13 protein-coding genes are annotated in these 15,199 nt (G+C 46.5%); 1 reads left to right on the top strand and 12 read right to left on the bottom strand.

Annotated features, from left to right (window positions below; genetic code table 11):
* Positions 1–7 precede the first annotated feature (7 nt).
* The 9 genes from C5745_RS12740 to C5745_RS12710 form a co-directional block, all read right to left on the bottom strand.
* Positions 8–1,633 (bottom strand): ABC transporter ATP-binding protein, encoded by a 1,626-nt coding sequence (locus tag C5745_RS12740; protein WP_105717394.1) that lies wholly within the window; start codon positions 1,631–1,633, stop codon positions 8–10.
* Positions 1,623–2,111 (bottom strand): S24 family peptidase, encoded by a 489-nt coding sequence (locus C5745_RS12735; protein WP_105717393.1) that lies wholly within the window; start codon positions 2,109–2,111, stop codon positions 1,623–1,625. The genes C5745_RS12740 and C5745_RS12735 overlap by 11 nt, the downstream gene beginning before the upstream one ends.
* A gap of 2 nt (positions 2,112–2,113) precedes the next feature.
* Positions 2,114–3,040 (bottom strand): DUF5106 domain-containing protein, encoded by a 927-nt coding sequence (locus C5745_RS12730; RefSeq protein WP_105717392.1) that lies wholly within the window; start codon positions 3,038–3,040, stop codon positions 2,114–2,116.
* A 121-nt stretch (positions 3,041–3,161) separates the two neighbouring features.
* Complete coding sequence (locus C5745_RS12725) at positions 3,162–4,958, bottom strand: hypothetical protein (RefSeq protein WP_105717391.1); 1,797 nt, start codon at positions 4,956–4,958, stop codon at positions 3,162–3,164.
* A gap of 25 nt (positions 4,959–4,983) precedes the next feature.
* A complete protein-coding gene (locus tag C5745_RS20245) occupies positions 4,984–5,154 on the bottom strand; it encodes a hypothetical protein (RefSeq protein ID WP_165793085.1) in 171 nt (56 codons plus the stop codon).
* 11 nt (positions 5,155–5,165) lie between these two features.
* Positions 5,166–5,321, bottom strand: a complete 156-nt coding sequence (locus C5745_RS20240; protein WP_165793084.1) for a hypothetical protein — start codon at positions 5,319–5,321, stop codon at positions 5,166–5,168.
* A 320-nt stretch (positions 5,322–5,641) separates the two neighbouring features.
* Entirely contained in the window at positions 5,642–6,763 is a 1,122-nt protein-coding gene (locus C5745_RS12720) for a nucleotidyltransferase family protein (RefSeq protein WP_105717390.1), read from the bottom strand.
* A gap of 77 nt (positions 6,764–6,840) precedes the next feature.
* Positions 6,841–7,641 (bottom strand): tyrosine-protein phosphatase, encoded by an 801-nt coding sequence (locus C5745_RS12715; protein ID WP_105717389.1) that lies wholly within the window; start codon positions 7,639–7,641, stop codon positions 6,841–6,843.
* A 181-nt stretch (positions 7,642–7,822) separates the two neighbouring features.
* Positions 7,823–8,974 (bottom strand): sialidase family protein, encoded by a 1,152-nt coding sequence (locus C5745_RS12710; RefSeq protein ID WP_105717388.1) that lies wholly within the window; start codon positions 8,972–8,974, stop codon positions 7,823–7,825.
* Positions 8,975–9,222: 248 nt separating this feature from the next.
* Here C5745_RS12710 and C5745_RS12705 point away from each other — a divergent pair, with 248 nt between their 5' ends.
* Positions 9,223–10,722: an acyl-CoA dehydrogenase family protein gene (locus C5745_RS12705; RefSeq protein ID WP_105717387.1), complete on the top strand. Its 1,500-nt coding sequence runs from the start codon at positions 9,223–9,225 to the stop codon at positions 10,720–10,722.
* On the opposite strand, the gene C5745_RS12700 is transcribed toward C5745_RS12705, so the two are convergent.
* Genes C5745_RS12700 through C5745_RS12690 form a run of 3 tightly spaced genes read right to left on the bottom strand, consistent with a single transcriptional unit; the run spans position 10,719 to position 15,188 of the window.
* Entirely contained in the window at positions 10,719–11,780 is a 1,062-nt protein-coding gene (locus tag C5745_RS12700) for an alpha/beta hydrolase family protein (protein WP_165793083.1), read from the bottom strand. The two genes, C5745_RS12705 and C5745_RS12700, sit on opposite strands and share 4 nt — an antisense overlap.
* Positions 11,781–11,789: 9 nt before the next feature.
* Positions 11,790–13,730 (bottom strand): peroxiredoxin family protein, encoded by a 1,941-nt coding sequence (locus C5745_RS12695; RefSeq protein WP_165793082.1) that lies wholly within the window; start codon positions 13,728–13,730, stop codon positions 11,790–11,792.
* Between the two features lie 48 nt (positions 13,731–13,778).
* Positions 13,779–15,188, bottom strand: a complete 1,410-nt coding sequence (locus C5745_RS12690; protein WP_105717384.1) for a RagB/SusD family nutrient uptake outer membrane protein — start codon at positions 15,186–15,188, stop codon at positions 13,779–13,781.
* Positions 15,189–15,199 lie beyond the last annotated feature (11 nt).

Here is a 15,199-nt window from a genome sequence, read left to right as displayed (position 1 = left end):
CCACGGATTACGAAATATATAAAACCCGGCTACATCGCTCTGTGAGCATAAGGTCGTGGGTCACAAAAACCAGTATCTTATTTTTTCCAGCCTCCAACAAACGATCGGTTAGTTCCACAGCCGTCGATGGATCAAGAGCCGACGTTACCTCATCAAACAGCCATACAGCACAATCCTGCAAGAGCGCTCTCGCTACCGCGATCCGTTGCGCCTGCCCTTCCGAAAGCCCATACCCAGATTCTCCTACCAAGGTATCTAAACCCGCGGGCAAGTCGTACACAAACGTGGCGCAAGCTGTTGTTAACACCTCCCGAATACGCTCGTCCGAAACAGGTTGAGTATTTACCTGTAAATTTTCGCGGATCGTTCCGCTAAAAAGCTTGTCACCCTGCGGCACATAAGCAAAATTTGTGCGATGCGCGCTGTCCAATGGTATTTCCCTTCCGTCTACGTGAAGCTGGAGGGTGCCACCGTTCGGTTTAAGCAAACTGAGCAGCAAGCGGATAAGCGTTGTTTTACCCTTTCCACTTGCGCCGACTACCGCCGTCGGTTTTCCGCGTACAAAATCTGCGTCAAACCGGTTAAAGACTTCCTTATCTTCATAACGGAAATTCACACTTCGCAAGCTCACCTGCTGAATGTTAGGCAGATATTCCGCTTTTACTTCTTCTTCCTTTTCCGATTGCAACATCTCGTCCACGCGTTCCAGCGCCGTCCGGAAGCGGATAAACGTCGGTATAAACCCCATCAAGGTCAAAACAGGCCCTTGGATACGTCCGACCAATTGTAAAAAAGCCGACATGGTACCAAAGGTAATCTCCGCGGCATGTAGTCGGAAAACACCCCAAATGAAGGTAAGCAGAAACCCAGCATTAACCGTAAAACGTAAAATGCCCTTCGAAACCGTCGAGAAATTTAGGACGCGCATTTTCATCGCGTAAATAGCCGCCTGGCTTCCGGTAACCTTATCCCAGCGGATCCGTTGTAACCCCAAGGCTCGAATCACTAACCGAAACCGCATATTCTCCTGCACCACATTTCCAAGGTTACTTTCTGCACGCTTCAGCTCCTGGTTCATTTTCTTCAGTCGTCTAAAATACAACTTAGAAAACACCACCAACGGGGAAACACAGAGGATCACCACCGCCAACATCGGATCCATAATCCACAAAAATCCAAACGCCGAAAGCAATCGAAAAACGGTGATTACCGCGTCTACAGCTGTTGTGCCGATCATCTGCACCACCTCCTGGCAATCCGTATTGACGCGTATCATGACATCCCCTGTGTGCCAATTTTTTACCAATGCCCATGTGGCACGCATCTGCGCATCTACCACATCTTGCTGCAAACGGATCAACATCCGAGAACGCATGCGATCATTCACCCAAGTAGCATATAAGCTTGCTGCTTGGCCACCTACCACACTCCATATCGCCAGCCACAACGACTGCTTCATGAGGGCGGTATCGCCAGCAATCGCATAATCAATGGCATATTTCGAATAATAAATAAAAAGTAAGGATAATCCCAAGGCAATCAGTTCTGCTAAAAAATAAAGCAGCAAAGCACCTCGATAAGGCTTTGTAAAAGCCCATGCCCACTTGATTTGATACGTCAGTTTATGCTCCAATTCTCTTGTTCGTAATTCTCCGTCTGATGGCTACAACGACGCGTCTTGGTAAGCGCAAGTAATACCAGCACATGCCCAGCATTTTGGAAAACGGACGTGAAACAAGCAGTCGCCTTCCGTCGCGGCTTGCTTCCACCAATAGCGCTATGATATCCTCCCCAGCAATCTGCTCCAGCTGCACCAAGTTGTTATCGCCAGCGAGCCACGCCGATTCCGCTTTTTTTCGCACTACTCTGTGCAACATGTACTTCTGCCCCCATCGCGCCAGTACAATATCACCGACAGCAATTTCCGCCATATTTGCCGTCTGCAGCAACACCTGGTCCCTTTCAAGCAAAAAAGGCTCCATACTCTTACCTACTACCGGGATACGCACCCGGTCGCCTGCATCAAGTCGTTGCCTTACTATGTTAAAAAAATCCTCGTTCTCCACCCGGAGGAACTGCTTATGGTCCATGTCCATTCGTTCGTACTGCATGATTAACCACGGGAAACCAAGTTCACCAAATAGCGTAAGGTGACATCGAGTGGCGCATCTTTCAGCAACACCGTATTTGCTTCATCGAGCAAAAAGATGGTCGGGTACGCGCGTATATTATACAGACCGTCGTTTATTACACTCCCCGTGTCATCCCAGCCATTAACCCAGTTATCTGGAATCCGCTGTTGATACCCGATCCAGCTATCTTTATCAGGATGCAAACTTACCGATACAATATCTAAAAACCCGTTCGTTATACAATTATTTACTGCCGGTGTTTTCGCCAAATCCTGCATAATCGCGGCACAGTGCGTACACGTCGGATCGTAAAAAACCAGCATTTTATAGGGCCTTGTACCCTCGTGCATGCTGCGGTACTTCCCATCTTTTGCTAAATACTCGAAATCGGTTGCGACCGTTCCAACCTGATTCTTCCGCACAAGCTCCAATAAGGTGGTATATTTATCCCTTTCATCTTGTGACAAGGTCGTATCTGCCGCAAGGTAGGTTAACGTATGTTCATAATAATCTTCATTTCGCATTGGCGAGTTGGGATCGTAAAGATAATGTCTGTACTTTTCCAAAAAATACGCAAAGGTGCTCGGTTCTACGGAGGCCTTTTTCAGCATATCGTGTACACCTACCTGTACAACGGTATCAGGTACAGTCGCAAACAGCGCAATAAAGTCCACTAATTTCTGTTCCATTTTTTCGGGATCGTTAGCCTGCATCTTGGCCTTAAAGTTAAAATCATCCCAATAACTAAGCAAATGCTTAGCAGGAATCGAAGCCATAACTTCGTTATCCGAATTTGCGCTATGGTTTTTCACAGACTGTCCTTCCCCTGGGTTGCCACAGGAGATTCCGATCAATAGGATGGCTACTGCCCAATATAGCTTCCCTCTACGTAGCAATACTAAATTCATAACTTGGTGATTTGTTGGTTAAGTTAGCACTTTATCTGTAATTACGCAAACAAAAAAAAGCCATCCGCAATGGATGGCCTTCTTATTATAAGCTATCGATATCGATAGGCTTGCTTTATTACTATAAGTTTGAAAGGTCTGGCATTGGATCGTAGCCAGGAGCGTTTGGATTCCAAGAGCTGTTACGTGTACAACGAACATTTTGGAAACCTGATCCCACCAAACCAAGATTAAGTAGGTCGATATTTAGCACGCCAGCACTTCTCCCCGCGATAGCTCTAGCCGGTCTAGGTGGAATCCCGAGTTGCGCCGGAGCTGTTGCACCAACATAACCCCATGCGCCGACCTCTACAATAGCAAGATCAGCAACACGGTCGCTAGACCAAAGCGAAGCAGCTTCTCCTACACGTCCAAGACTAAGATTTACCAAGCCAGATACAAGCGAGACGTTTGTCTGAATGCCATTATAGTTAAAGCGCAAGCTATTGGTTGCAGCCGTATACGCAGGATTGGCTCCAGTAGCTCCTGTGTATTGAATATAGTTATCACCAAAAGTCGTCCCAGAGGTAGCCGGTTCAGGAAATAAAATGCTCAATATATTTCCAAGAACGTCAAGAACTAATCCTGATGTCGATGTTAGCGACCTAAGTTCTACATCAGTAGGCGTTTTCCAAAGCCCGGCAGGATATACTAATGCACACGGATCTAATTGATTTGCCTCATTTGCATCTGCCAAAACACGCGGAAGATGACCTCTAAAAGCGAAGAAACTTGTAGTAGGATCTGGATTATAAGGATTTGTATGGTGAAAGCGATAAGGGTTATGCCCTGCTTCGTAATACAGGTTTGACCTTGCCCAACTTACGACCGTGCTGTTACGATTTGTGGTCAAAGGTGACTCTACAAAACCCAACACGATTTGTTGTTCCATCCCCGGCTCAGGGATAAATGTTTGGGTCATTTCTGCTTCCCCAAAGTTTCTAGTATTACCATCATCAGTATTAATAATAAGGTTTGTCACGCTAACGGTGACATTTTCGCTCGCGTTAGCGGCAACATTCACGTACGCCACTTTACGATCTCCTTGTCCGGTAACAACATCTGCAAAATCAGCATAACTCACAGTAACAGGGGCAGCAGTACCTTCAAAATCACCAGTAGTGACATTAATCGCGTCCGGTGCAGCATAACCTCCCCTAACAGAAACATTTGCAGAAGCTATAGGCGCAAACATACCCATCGTATTGATCTCGATTGCTACTCGGGTTAGCTGGGGTTTAAACGTGACGTTCAAAGGAACAACAACATCGCCATCACCCGAAGGAACACTGAATTCCCCTTTTGCGTACAAGACACCACTGTGATCGTCTATCGCCACACTACCATCTGTACCAGCAGGTACTTCCTCCGTGCTATTAAATGATAATGCGAACCATTCATAGCTAGCTCCTTTTTCCACAGGAATAGAACCTACAGTTCCAGAAGTAAAAGGCTCTGAAACGAGTGCTGTTTCGCCGCTCTTACGTAGGTATACGCGATATGCATTTCCATCTGGCATCGCTTCAGCTCGTAACCCGTTTGAAGAATTCGATGTTGTACGACGTTTGGCGGTCGCCAAGTTTGATTGAGTCGTGATTTGGCTAGTTTGCGAAACAAATACATCAAAACCGTCGCCTTCTACTAATCTTGCCTCATTACCAGATGAAGCAGTACCACTACCTGCTTTTGCTTTTAATGCTGGAGAACCCTGACCGTTCTCAATACCTTCTACCCGGATGACGACACGCGTGCCTTCACCAGTATCCTCAGTAATATCTTGTTTTGCATCCTTGGCACAACCCGTGACAAACATCGTTCCTAATGCTAGCAACGCTCCGGTCGCCAGCTTCCCCATTAAATTTGTATATCTTTTCTTCATGATTTCAAGTGTCTTTAAATAATGATTAAAACTGTCCATCATCACTCCAGCCCGATGATCCAGTTCCAGTTCCATAGCCGTCAACCGTCGGGGTTGCTCCCGGTGCCGCCGAGCCCCCGGCAATACCTTCTTCCATTTCGATTTCGAGCACCTCAACGGTAGGCGCCACATACTGCATTTTTTTAATTGTTTTCATATTTATACTATTTAGTTGAAATTATATTGATTGTTTGTTTTTTCTAAGTGATTGACCGGACGGAAACTGATAGCATAGCGGATAGACCCCATAATTTTAGTGGAGCAATGTGCATTTTCAACCAAAAACAGCCCTTCCTTAGCGGATAGTTCAGCGTAACTTTTCATACGTCTGGCAGTTAATTAATAACAACAACGTAGTTATTACAACTACAAAAACTTCATAAAACTACATATTAGCAATAAAACAAACAAAGAAATAAATCAAATTATTGCTTGCTCTATTACGAACAATACGTCTCAAGCAGCAATAAAACGCTCTCAGACAACGAAAGTACAACAAACAAGAAGTTTGTTTTGTTTGCACAAATTTTGATTTTTTGTAGCTGATAAACTACATCAACGAAATATTCAATATAGCAAGCAAGGAGATAAAGTCGCCGTAGGGATACGACAACAGAAGAAAGACAATGTGAAAATGTAGGGTTTTACTCGTCTACAGACTTGCGAGAAGAAATAAGGCTGCTCAATCGAGCAGTAGCACGGCGGATGGGGAAGAAAACAACTTCTTGGGGAGCGTAGGGAAAGTAGAGACGCAAACCTCGCCATAAGCGACGGGCACCATCAGGGTGAACGGAAATAAAAGAAACTTTCCCTTCTAGGTAACGTTTATCATAAAAACCAAAATTGCCGGAATACCAGATCTCGTCCATCATCCAGTCGGTTTTCAGCTTTTCCGGACAGGGAAAAGGTAAGTCTTCTTTTGGTAAGCCCAAATCGTTGACGAGTATACCGTGTAGTACGTGCACCCATTTTAAAATACCGGTCTTTTTATACATGTTGCGAAGCTGCTCTGCATCGATCTTATCTCGATAAGTGTAATATAAGATTGCTGCGTCACAAATTTGACGTAAACCAATACCGAAAGACAGCAGATGCTTTAAGATGTGGATATTTACCTGCAATATTTGCAATTCCGGAGCCAACAGGGTAATAGCTTGATTTTCGATCAACACCGATTGTTGTTTCGGACGATAAGCCTGTTCCAGTTTTTTCAAATAAGGCAACTTGAAAAAACTACGGATATCAAACAGGCGCCGATGGTGTTCGATGTGTATACGCTGCCAATCATAACCTAAGCTGGCACTTATCGCCAAATCAACTTTTATTTTCTTTTCCTGTAGACGATTTAATACCTTATCGTAACCGTCCTTTTCATCAAAATACCAATCGATATCGCCCGATATTCGATGCAAAGGATTCGGGTAACAACTCGCCACCCCTTTTCCCTTTAACAGAATAGGTTTTGCACCCAGGCGACTAAAATCCACAAATTGTTCGGCTGCAACTTGTGCCATCCGTGTATTATGGCGTTCAATCTGATCGACCCGAACTGCCCACTTCATCCGCAATGCGCGAGGTGGTAATTGGTCGTCAGGCAATAATGGAAAAGCATCAAACAAAATTCCTTCAACCGTATGGTTCAGCGCGTATTGATACAGCACAGCCCAATCCTCATCAGACAATGGCGCTGCCAAAGCTAGCTTGCCTTTTCCCCAAAGCCCCATCCGGAGCAGCTGAAAAAATATATACCGTAAGTTGTCTTCCATCGTTATTTTGGCTGTGGTCGTCCATTCAAAACTAATGGTTTTTTCTCATAGTACAATATGAAAAGAAACGAATAGCGCTAACCAACACGCACAGCCTCCGTCTCATGTAGATGATCGAGGAGGGTCGGATTCAATATTTTGCACGTCTTCAAGACGTCCTGAAGCGGGTACTTCTCAACCACATGTTCCAAAGCCCGGAGATGCTTTTGATGGTGCAAATCCGTCCCAACAAAATCATACATACCAGATTTTATGAGTGTCAATGCCGTACTCTTTACGTCCACACCATAATATCTACTGATGGACAACAGATTAAGTTGCAACAGACAACCAGCATCTTTAATCTTCTTATACATCTCGAACTCAAAATGATAATAATTATAGCGCTCGGGATGCGCCAATATTGGCTTGTAGCCAAGGTTTTGTATATCCAGTATCGTCTTAAACAAGCCGTGTGATGGTGCTAAATACGACATTTCGATGAGAACATAGCCTCCCGGCATTACGCACAATTCATCCCGATCGATCAGGCGGTCGATACCTTCGTCCACCATGTGTTCTGCTGCGGCATATATCGTAGATGGATTGTTATTTCTCTCTAGATGAGCGCACAGCTTCTGATGGGCCGAATCTATCGAGTTTTTTGTATTAGGGTGAACGTCCTGTATAATATGCGGGGTACTTATGAACTTTGTCAAACCCAGTACATTCAAACTAGAGATGAGCGCTAAAGACTGTTCTAGAGATTCAGCACCATCATCGATACCCGGCAACAAATGGTTATGCATATCAACCTCTAGAAACCGCAGTTTGCCGAAGCTTGCCACTTTCAATGTGTTGTTTCTACCCTTTCCAAAAAGCTTAGAGAAAAAATTCATATATAAAAATTACGATAATAGTTGGTTCATCCACGAACCCCTGTGCGAAACTGGGTAATCATGTTTGCTTGCAAAAATACAGATAAAATTTATAATCGCCCGATTCAATCGTAACAAATGCTTTACATTTAGAGCGTACTGGGGCTATACATATCTATGAAAGGTTAGTTATCTTCGCTACTTATTGCTCTGTGCTAACGACGAGCGGAATCTCTTCAACAGGCCACTCTCCATTTTCAATAGGGAACGTCTCTAGCTTATTGGGATCAACTACAATGTGTTTAATGCGTTCGCGATGCCAGGTATATACAATATGTACCAACCCGTCCGAGGTTTGGATGATCGAAGGATACGAATATTGCTTTTCCGGCGCGTCCAAGTAATCCAGCACCAGCGCAGCTTCCCATTCCTTGCCATCCTTACTCACCGCTAGGTTTAGCACCCCTCGGCCCTTATGCCCCATTCCTTCTTGGCCGCGCGTTGCATGGTTATAGATCAACAGATGCCTTCCATCTTGGAGCGTCACAGCATCTAAACCTGAGTTGTTGTTAGGCAAGGTCGTCTTCGTCATTTCAGACCAGGTAAGCCCGTTGTCGCGAGACCATGTCTCCGCAATACGCTCACCCTTCGTACTGGTACGACAAAGCATCTGTATACACCCATCAGCGTGTGTGAGCAGGGTTGGTTGTATTGCGCCGATCTGCTCTCCATCATTCAGCGGACCAATAAATGTCCAGCTTTTTCCGCCATCAGTACTCCGTTCGATGTGTGCCTTCCAACCATCGTTCTCATCGCTAGATCCGGACAGGATGGTCCCATCGGCTAGCTGTATAGGCTTGTTTTTGATTGGGCCTAGCAATTTACCCCCAAGCCTTTTTGGCGTACTCCAAGTATGACCATTATCTTCTGATGTGATAAACTCGCCCCACCACTCTTTCGGGCTAGGGCCTACTTTGTAGTACAGCATCAAGGGTTCTCCTTCCGGCTGGAACAGCACCGGATTCCACGTCGGGAACCGTTCGCCATCCGGCTGGATACCATGGGCAACCGATACAGGGGCTGTCCACGCGCCGTCCAGTTTTTTGCGCTGTAAGCGTATCTCCACATCAGGATGCCGCTCATAAGTGCCCCCAAAATAAGTACAGAGCAGTTCCTTATTGGGCAGCTCGACAATAGTAGCCGAGTGGCAAGACGGAAAATCTGCTTTGATAAATACAAACTCTTCTAAAACGATACCCGCTCGGTGTTTCGGACGCTCTGGTTGCGACTGGGCATTCAGGCCATTAAACAACAGCGTTATCACAATAAAACAAAGACTCTTTTTTATATTCATATTCAACAAACGTTTATCCGCGAAAGTCCTAGACCTGGGATAGATTTCGACATACCTATTTTTTTCTGGCTTCCGTTGAACAAAACCTATCCAAAACTGTTTTAAATCTACAAAAAAATTTTTTCTTTCGAATATGCATGAATTTGTCGGGACAGGTTGCCCACTTTAGGAAAAACCGCTGGAAATCGTAATTTCGAAAAAAAAACAGATATATTTGCTGGCTAAAGAAAATAATAAAAACGCGTTACATGAAAGGAGTGAAGGAAGAACTAACTGTATTTATAGCACGATTTAATCAGGCACTTAAGCAGGTGTTTCATGAGCAACAAGATATCAATGAGTTGAGTCATGACCGGGGTTTACCGCCCGAGGTATGGCGCGGCATCATGGACACACAGCCCCTTGCGGTTGCCGTTCCGGCGGAATATGGCGGACGTGGAAGTGTTGTCAAAGAATGCTTGAGTCTCCTTTCTGCGGCTTCATACGAATCGCTTCCCTTATCCTTAACGTTTGGCATCAACATCGCCTTATTTTTAGAACCATTGGCCAAATATGGCGACCGTACCATCCAAGAAAAAATCTTTCCGGAGTTTCTAGCCGGCCAGCGCATGGGTGGCCTGATGATTACCGAGCCAGACTATGGCAGTGATGCGTTGAACATGCGGACTTCTTACCAAGCCACCGACGCAGGTTATGCCATCAACGGCCGGAAGCACTGGCAGGGCTTGACTGGCCAGGCCGACTATTGGTTAGTCGCCGCCAGAAAGAATTTAGGAAACGGCGAACTCGCCCGAGATGTGGACTTTTTTGTTACGCGCAATGCGGAAGAAAAGCAGCGCATCGAGGTCGAAGCCTTGTATAGCAACCTAGGATTGTATATGATTCCCTATGGGATGAATGTTATCGATATCGAAGTACCCACCTATCAACGTTTACAGCCCGAAAGCACCGGTATTAAAATGATGTTGGATATCCTGCACCGCAGTCGGTTGCAATTCCCGGGTATGGGTATGGGCTTTATCAAACGCATGCTGGACGAAGCGCTTCAACACTGTACCACGCGAATGGTCGGAACAGGAAACCTCCTTGCCTTGGATTCGGTGCAATTTCAACTTTCCAGAATACAGACAGCTTTCACTTTGTGTTCCGGTATGTGCGCCCGGAGCAGCGATATCAGTGGCATCGAGTATAACTTAGCAACCGAAGGTTTGGAAGCCAACAGCATGAAAGCCTTGGTGACCGACCTTATGCAGGAATCAGCGCAGCTCTGCCTGCAAGTGTCGGGCGCAAATGGTTACAAAATTAGCCATATCGCTGGTAGAGGGATCGTAGACAGCCGTCCGTTCCAGATCTTTGAAGGATCGAACGAAATGCTTTACACGCAGATTGCGGAAATCGTTTTAAAACGGATGAAAAAACAAAAAGAAACCTCGCTCTATCAATCCCTCGCGACGTTTGCACCAACCGAAAAGGCCGCCCCACGGTTCCGGGAAAACCTGCAATTTATATTAAGCGATAACCTTCCCCAACGAAAATTAGTCGATCTAGGAAAAATCATTGCGCGGATCGTCAATATGCAATATGTTATCAACTTGCAGGAGAAAGGCTTCCGAAACGATCTTGTAGAGAACTGTCTATACAATATGCAGCTCGACGTGGCGCAGTTGGCATCGAACCTATCGCTCCACAACCACGCCGAACTCGTTGTTGCCTATCAAGGCGAAAGCGACTGGTTGGATTTTTCTTAAAGACGATCCAACCAATCTAGAATCAGCTGTAAAGTACTGTTGGGTATAGTACTTAAATCGGCGTATTCTTTCGTGTTGCACGTTTCACAAGCTTGCATCAAGTGGTTTACGTTAGGCAACAATCTCGTTGTCACCATACCCTTGTTCGCCGACCGCGTATACTTCTTCCAGTAAGCTAAATTTACAGGGTCCACAAAAGGATCTTTGTCGCCATTAATGGCCAGCACCGGAACATCCACTTGGCTCAGCACCTTCTCTGCATTATAACGAACGAAGTACCGATACCAAGGGCCTGTTGCCTGCTGTACATAATACCAGATCGGGAACCGGAAACGATCATGTTCCATTCCCACAGAGGTAGCATAAATACTGTCTTTTTCCTTCCAGTAGGCATATGTTTCCTCCAACCGGTTTTCCAAGCTGTCCGAATCCGCATATTGATAAGCCACAGCGAACATCAACCTGTTGATCTCATTTGAACGCTTTTTGTCCACGTCCGACATCGGCGAATTTGCCACCAAATTTTCATTCTGCACAAACAGCGATTTCAGTCCATCCGTGGCTAAACCGGCCAGACTAACCAAAAACGCGACATCAGCAGATTGCGATGCTGCGATAGCAATCGCTGCTCCACCTTCGCTATGGCCCAGTAGTCCGATACGCTTGTTATCCACCTTAGGATGCTTTTTTAGGTAGTTTACGGCTTCCAAAGCATCATGGGCAAAATCACTTGTTGTTGCCATACTGTAGTCACCCGTGGTCTGGCCTACACCACGGTCGTCCATCCGGAGCACCACATAGCCTCTTGCACTTAAGTACTCGGCTATTGGACGAAAGAGCGGCTTTCCGGCCATTTCGCAGTCTCTGTTCTGCGGCCCTGTACCAGTGACTAGCACCAAGGCCGGGAATTTACCTTCTCGTTCTGGGCTCGTAATCGTTGCCCCAAAGGTAATCGTATCAAGCTGCGCGTCAAACAGTACATCTTCACGCGCAACATCCTGCGCCCATATAGGACTTATCATCATGACAAGCCCTAACAACACTACTAATCTTCGCATAGCTTGCATCTATTCTTCTGCTTTTAGAAGTCGTACCATCTCGCTTATTTCATCAGCGAGCTCCGAAGCACTACCCATATAGCCCACTTCCGAAAAGCGTAACCTACCATCCGGGCCAATAACCATCTTGTGCGGAATGGCGCTGACGCCCGCAGCCTTCGAAGCCTTACTGTCTGTATCAAGCAGAACAGTGAATGGATAGTTGTTTTCCTCCATATACTTCGTAACATATGCTTTCATATCCTTACGTTCCTGCGTATCAATAAAGAAGAAAAGCACGTTTTCATCGTCCTGAAAGCGCTCCACCGCGAGCTTCATTCCTGGAAACGCCGCCTTACACGGAGCGCACCAAGAGGCCCAATAGTCCAGTACGATGATTTTGCCTTTAAGGTCCGCGGAGCGAACAAGATTACCGTGTTGGTCATACAGTTCGAAACCAGCGAACGCCTCATTGATGAGCGCTTGCCGCACTTTTTCCTTCAATTCGGCACTTTTCGTGGCGTCCTTCAAACCCTGCAGGTAAGCCGTATAGCCGGCTTCCGAGCCATGTGCTGTGACGTAACGTGCTTTCATCAAATCCAACATATACGCCGAGCTTTGATTAAGCGCATAGCTCTTCTCAAGCGCCGTTTGCAACTCCCGCGCCTTGCCCTGTCCTTCCAATACCCGTACATAGGTATCATTCACGTCCGCATCTTGATATTCCGTTTTGTCCTGTGCGGCGGCCGCATAAACGAACGCTTCATCGTACAACTTGTTTTGCACTAAAATTTTTGCAAAAAGAGCGGCATTGGAATAATACAATTGGGCATATTCTTCCCTTTCAAAATTATCCTTATAGTAATTCAGCCTATCCATGACCACCCGCGCATAGGGCAAAATCTCCGCTGCGTCCATTAATTGTTGCGCCTCAAAAGGCACATAGATCGCGCGGTAGGCAATATTCGCCAAGGCCATGTAAGGCTCCGCTTTAGACACATAATGTTCGAAAGCGTCCAAGTCCCGTTCCATACTCGTATGCACCGCTATAATCCAATACGCATCGATATGGCTGATGCGATGTTTTTCGTTGAACAACCTATCCTTCTCCGTGTAGGGATATTTGTCAACAAAATCCATCGCTGCACGCGCACATTCCGCTTGCGTTTTAGCCTCTCGAACCAATTTGAAATCGGCCAAGCGCTGCTGGTCGGTGACGTACTGCCCGGTAGGATATTCGTTGCGTATACGGGCTTCGACAAGACTTGCCTTCGCCGAATCCTGCAAAACATCCTGATATACCTGCAGCACCTGTACGAGCTCGTCCTCCCCGATGTCGGGCATACCATCCAGGGCAGCGAGTTCGGTATTTAATTTCCCTAATGCTTCCGTGGTCCCCATATGTTTCAATGCGCTTGCCGCCGCGTACAACACCTTAAACCGGTTCTGCGGATAATCCTGCAACTCATATTTCACCCACATTAACAGTACCGCATCGGTTTTGTATGCAGCCGTATCCACCACATAAGGCACTCCGCGTACAATGTGCGGCGTACGCAACATTCCCCAACCCAATTTAGCGCCCGGGACCTGACGTCCGCCGTCACCCGAAATCAAATAGGAGTAGGTCATTTCGCCACCTTGGTCGCGGACCGTATCGGCTTGAAACGTCAAATTGATCAAGCTCATTTTATCGGGCACTACGTAGGATGCTACCCAAGCCGAATCCGTTTTCTCAAAAACAAGGTCGTCATACACCCATTGAAAGTCCTGATAACCCGTCAAGTTTGCCGACACGGAGGTCGCGTCCTTCCACGGGGTGCTGCGAATATCGTATACCAATTGAATGGTATCCCCTTCTTTTGGATATTCCGGTATCACGCTAAAAGTCGCTTCCTGCGCCATCCCAGGGTTCGGAAAATAACATATGGCTAGAACTATCGCCCCCAGCTTCTTGATTATATCACTCATATCTATCATCTCTATTATACTTTTTTAGCAATAACGCCACTCTCGCGTTTATGGATTAGGTTGTAAACCTGGGCTTAAATCAATCTCGTATTGCGCAATTGGAAACACATACCGGTTGCTTGTCGGTGCAAGCGTAAACGACTGGCCGCCAAAAGTACGCGTATACGTTTTTGTAAACAACGGCTCATCTTTGAGTCGCCGCATATCCCACCAGCGCAGCATCCGAAACATGAACTCCCGACGGCGCTCCGCCATCACTTGGATTAAAGCCTCCTCGGCGTTTGCAGCCGTAAGTTCCACTTGGCCATCCGTCAAAATCCGTTTTTCGCGCAGCTGATTCACAAGCGACATCGCCGCGGCCGGCTGATTGCTCCTCGCTTCAGCTTCCGCCTTGATCAACAGCATCTCCGGTACCGTAGGTCCCACATTCCGGCCTTCATTCAGTACGTTGTCCAGATAATAATACCTTCCCTCGTAAACCTCCCAGGAAGAAATCTTACCTCCAGGCACCGTAAATAAGTTATAGCGCTGGTCATGTTCATCAAAGAGGCTCAGCAGATCGTCACTCAAACGGAAGGCTGTGGGTGAGTAGGAGGTCACCCCATTGACGGGCACCTTTGTCAACAGGATTTCCGGATTTATAAACCGTCTCGGATAGGCTTCCGCTTTCAGTTCCGGAATCGCGGTCAGGTCAATGAGTTCGTTATGCGTAGTTAATGCCTGATCAGCGGCTTCCTTGGCCTCTACGTACCTGTTCATATACAGATAGGTTCTGGCCAATATACCATATGCAGACGCTTTGGTGGGCAAGGTCCTAAATTGCTGCTCGGTCGGCAACGCGGGAATCGCAGCTAAAAGGTCGTCTATAACCGCATCGTACACCTGTTGCACCGTAGCCCGCGCCAACGATTGTTCGGTTGTCTGCTGCAATACCAACGGCACGCCTAGATCGGTCGAAGCTGTTTCTATTTTATAGGGTTTCGCGTAGGTATTGACCAACATCAAGTAGGCGCTGGCACGGTGTACTTTCGCTTCCGCTATCAATGCCTCCTTTTCGGCGGCTGATCCATCTTTGGCATGCGGCACCTCACCGATAACCGTATTGGCATACACTACCGTATTGTATATCCTAGCCCAGTTATCATCTTTGTAATACTGGTTATCAATCGGATAAATCACATCCGACCATTGGTATGTTCGTGCGTAATACCCCTGATAATCATTGCCCGCCAATGCCTGCTGTTGCGCACTGCCATCAACGATCTCCAAGTCATCGGACGCGATATCCGATAGGGCCGGCGCAGCTTCCCAATTCGTTGTACTGTTCAACAAGTATCGGAAGTTTTCGATCGTGCCGGGCGTCAATTGCCCTTGTGTCTTGATATCGACGTATTTTTCACATCCCACCAAGGCGAGAATAGAACCTAAAGCTAAAATAATATGCTGTATTTTTTTCATGGTACTGTACC

Origin of the sequence: Sphingobacterium haloxyli, from assembly GCF_002980525.1 — a bacterium.
Taxonomy (GTDB): Bacteria; Bacteroidota; Bacteroidia; order Sphingobacteriales; family Sphingobacteriaceae; genus Sphingobacterium; species Sphingobacterium haloxyli.
The sequence above is the reverse complement of the archived record's forward strand: the minus strand, read 5'-3'. Positions and strand labels throughout refer to the sequence as shown.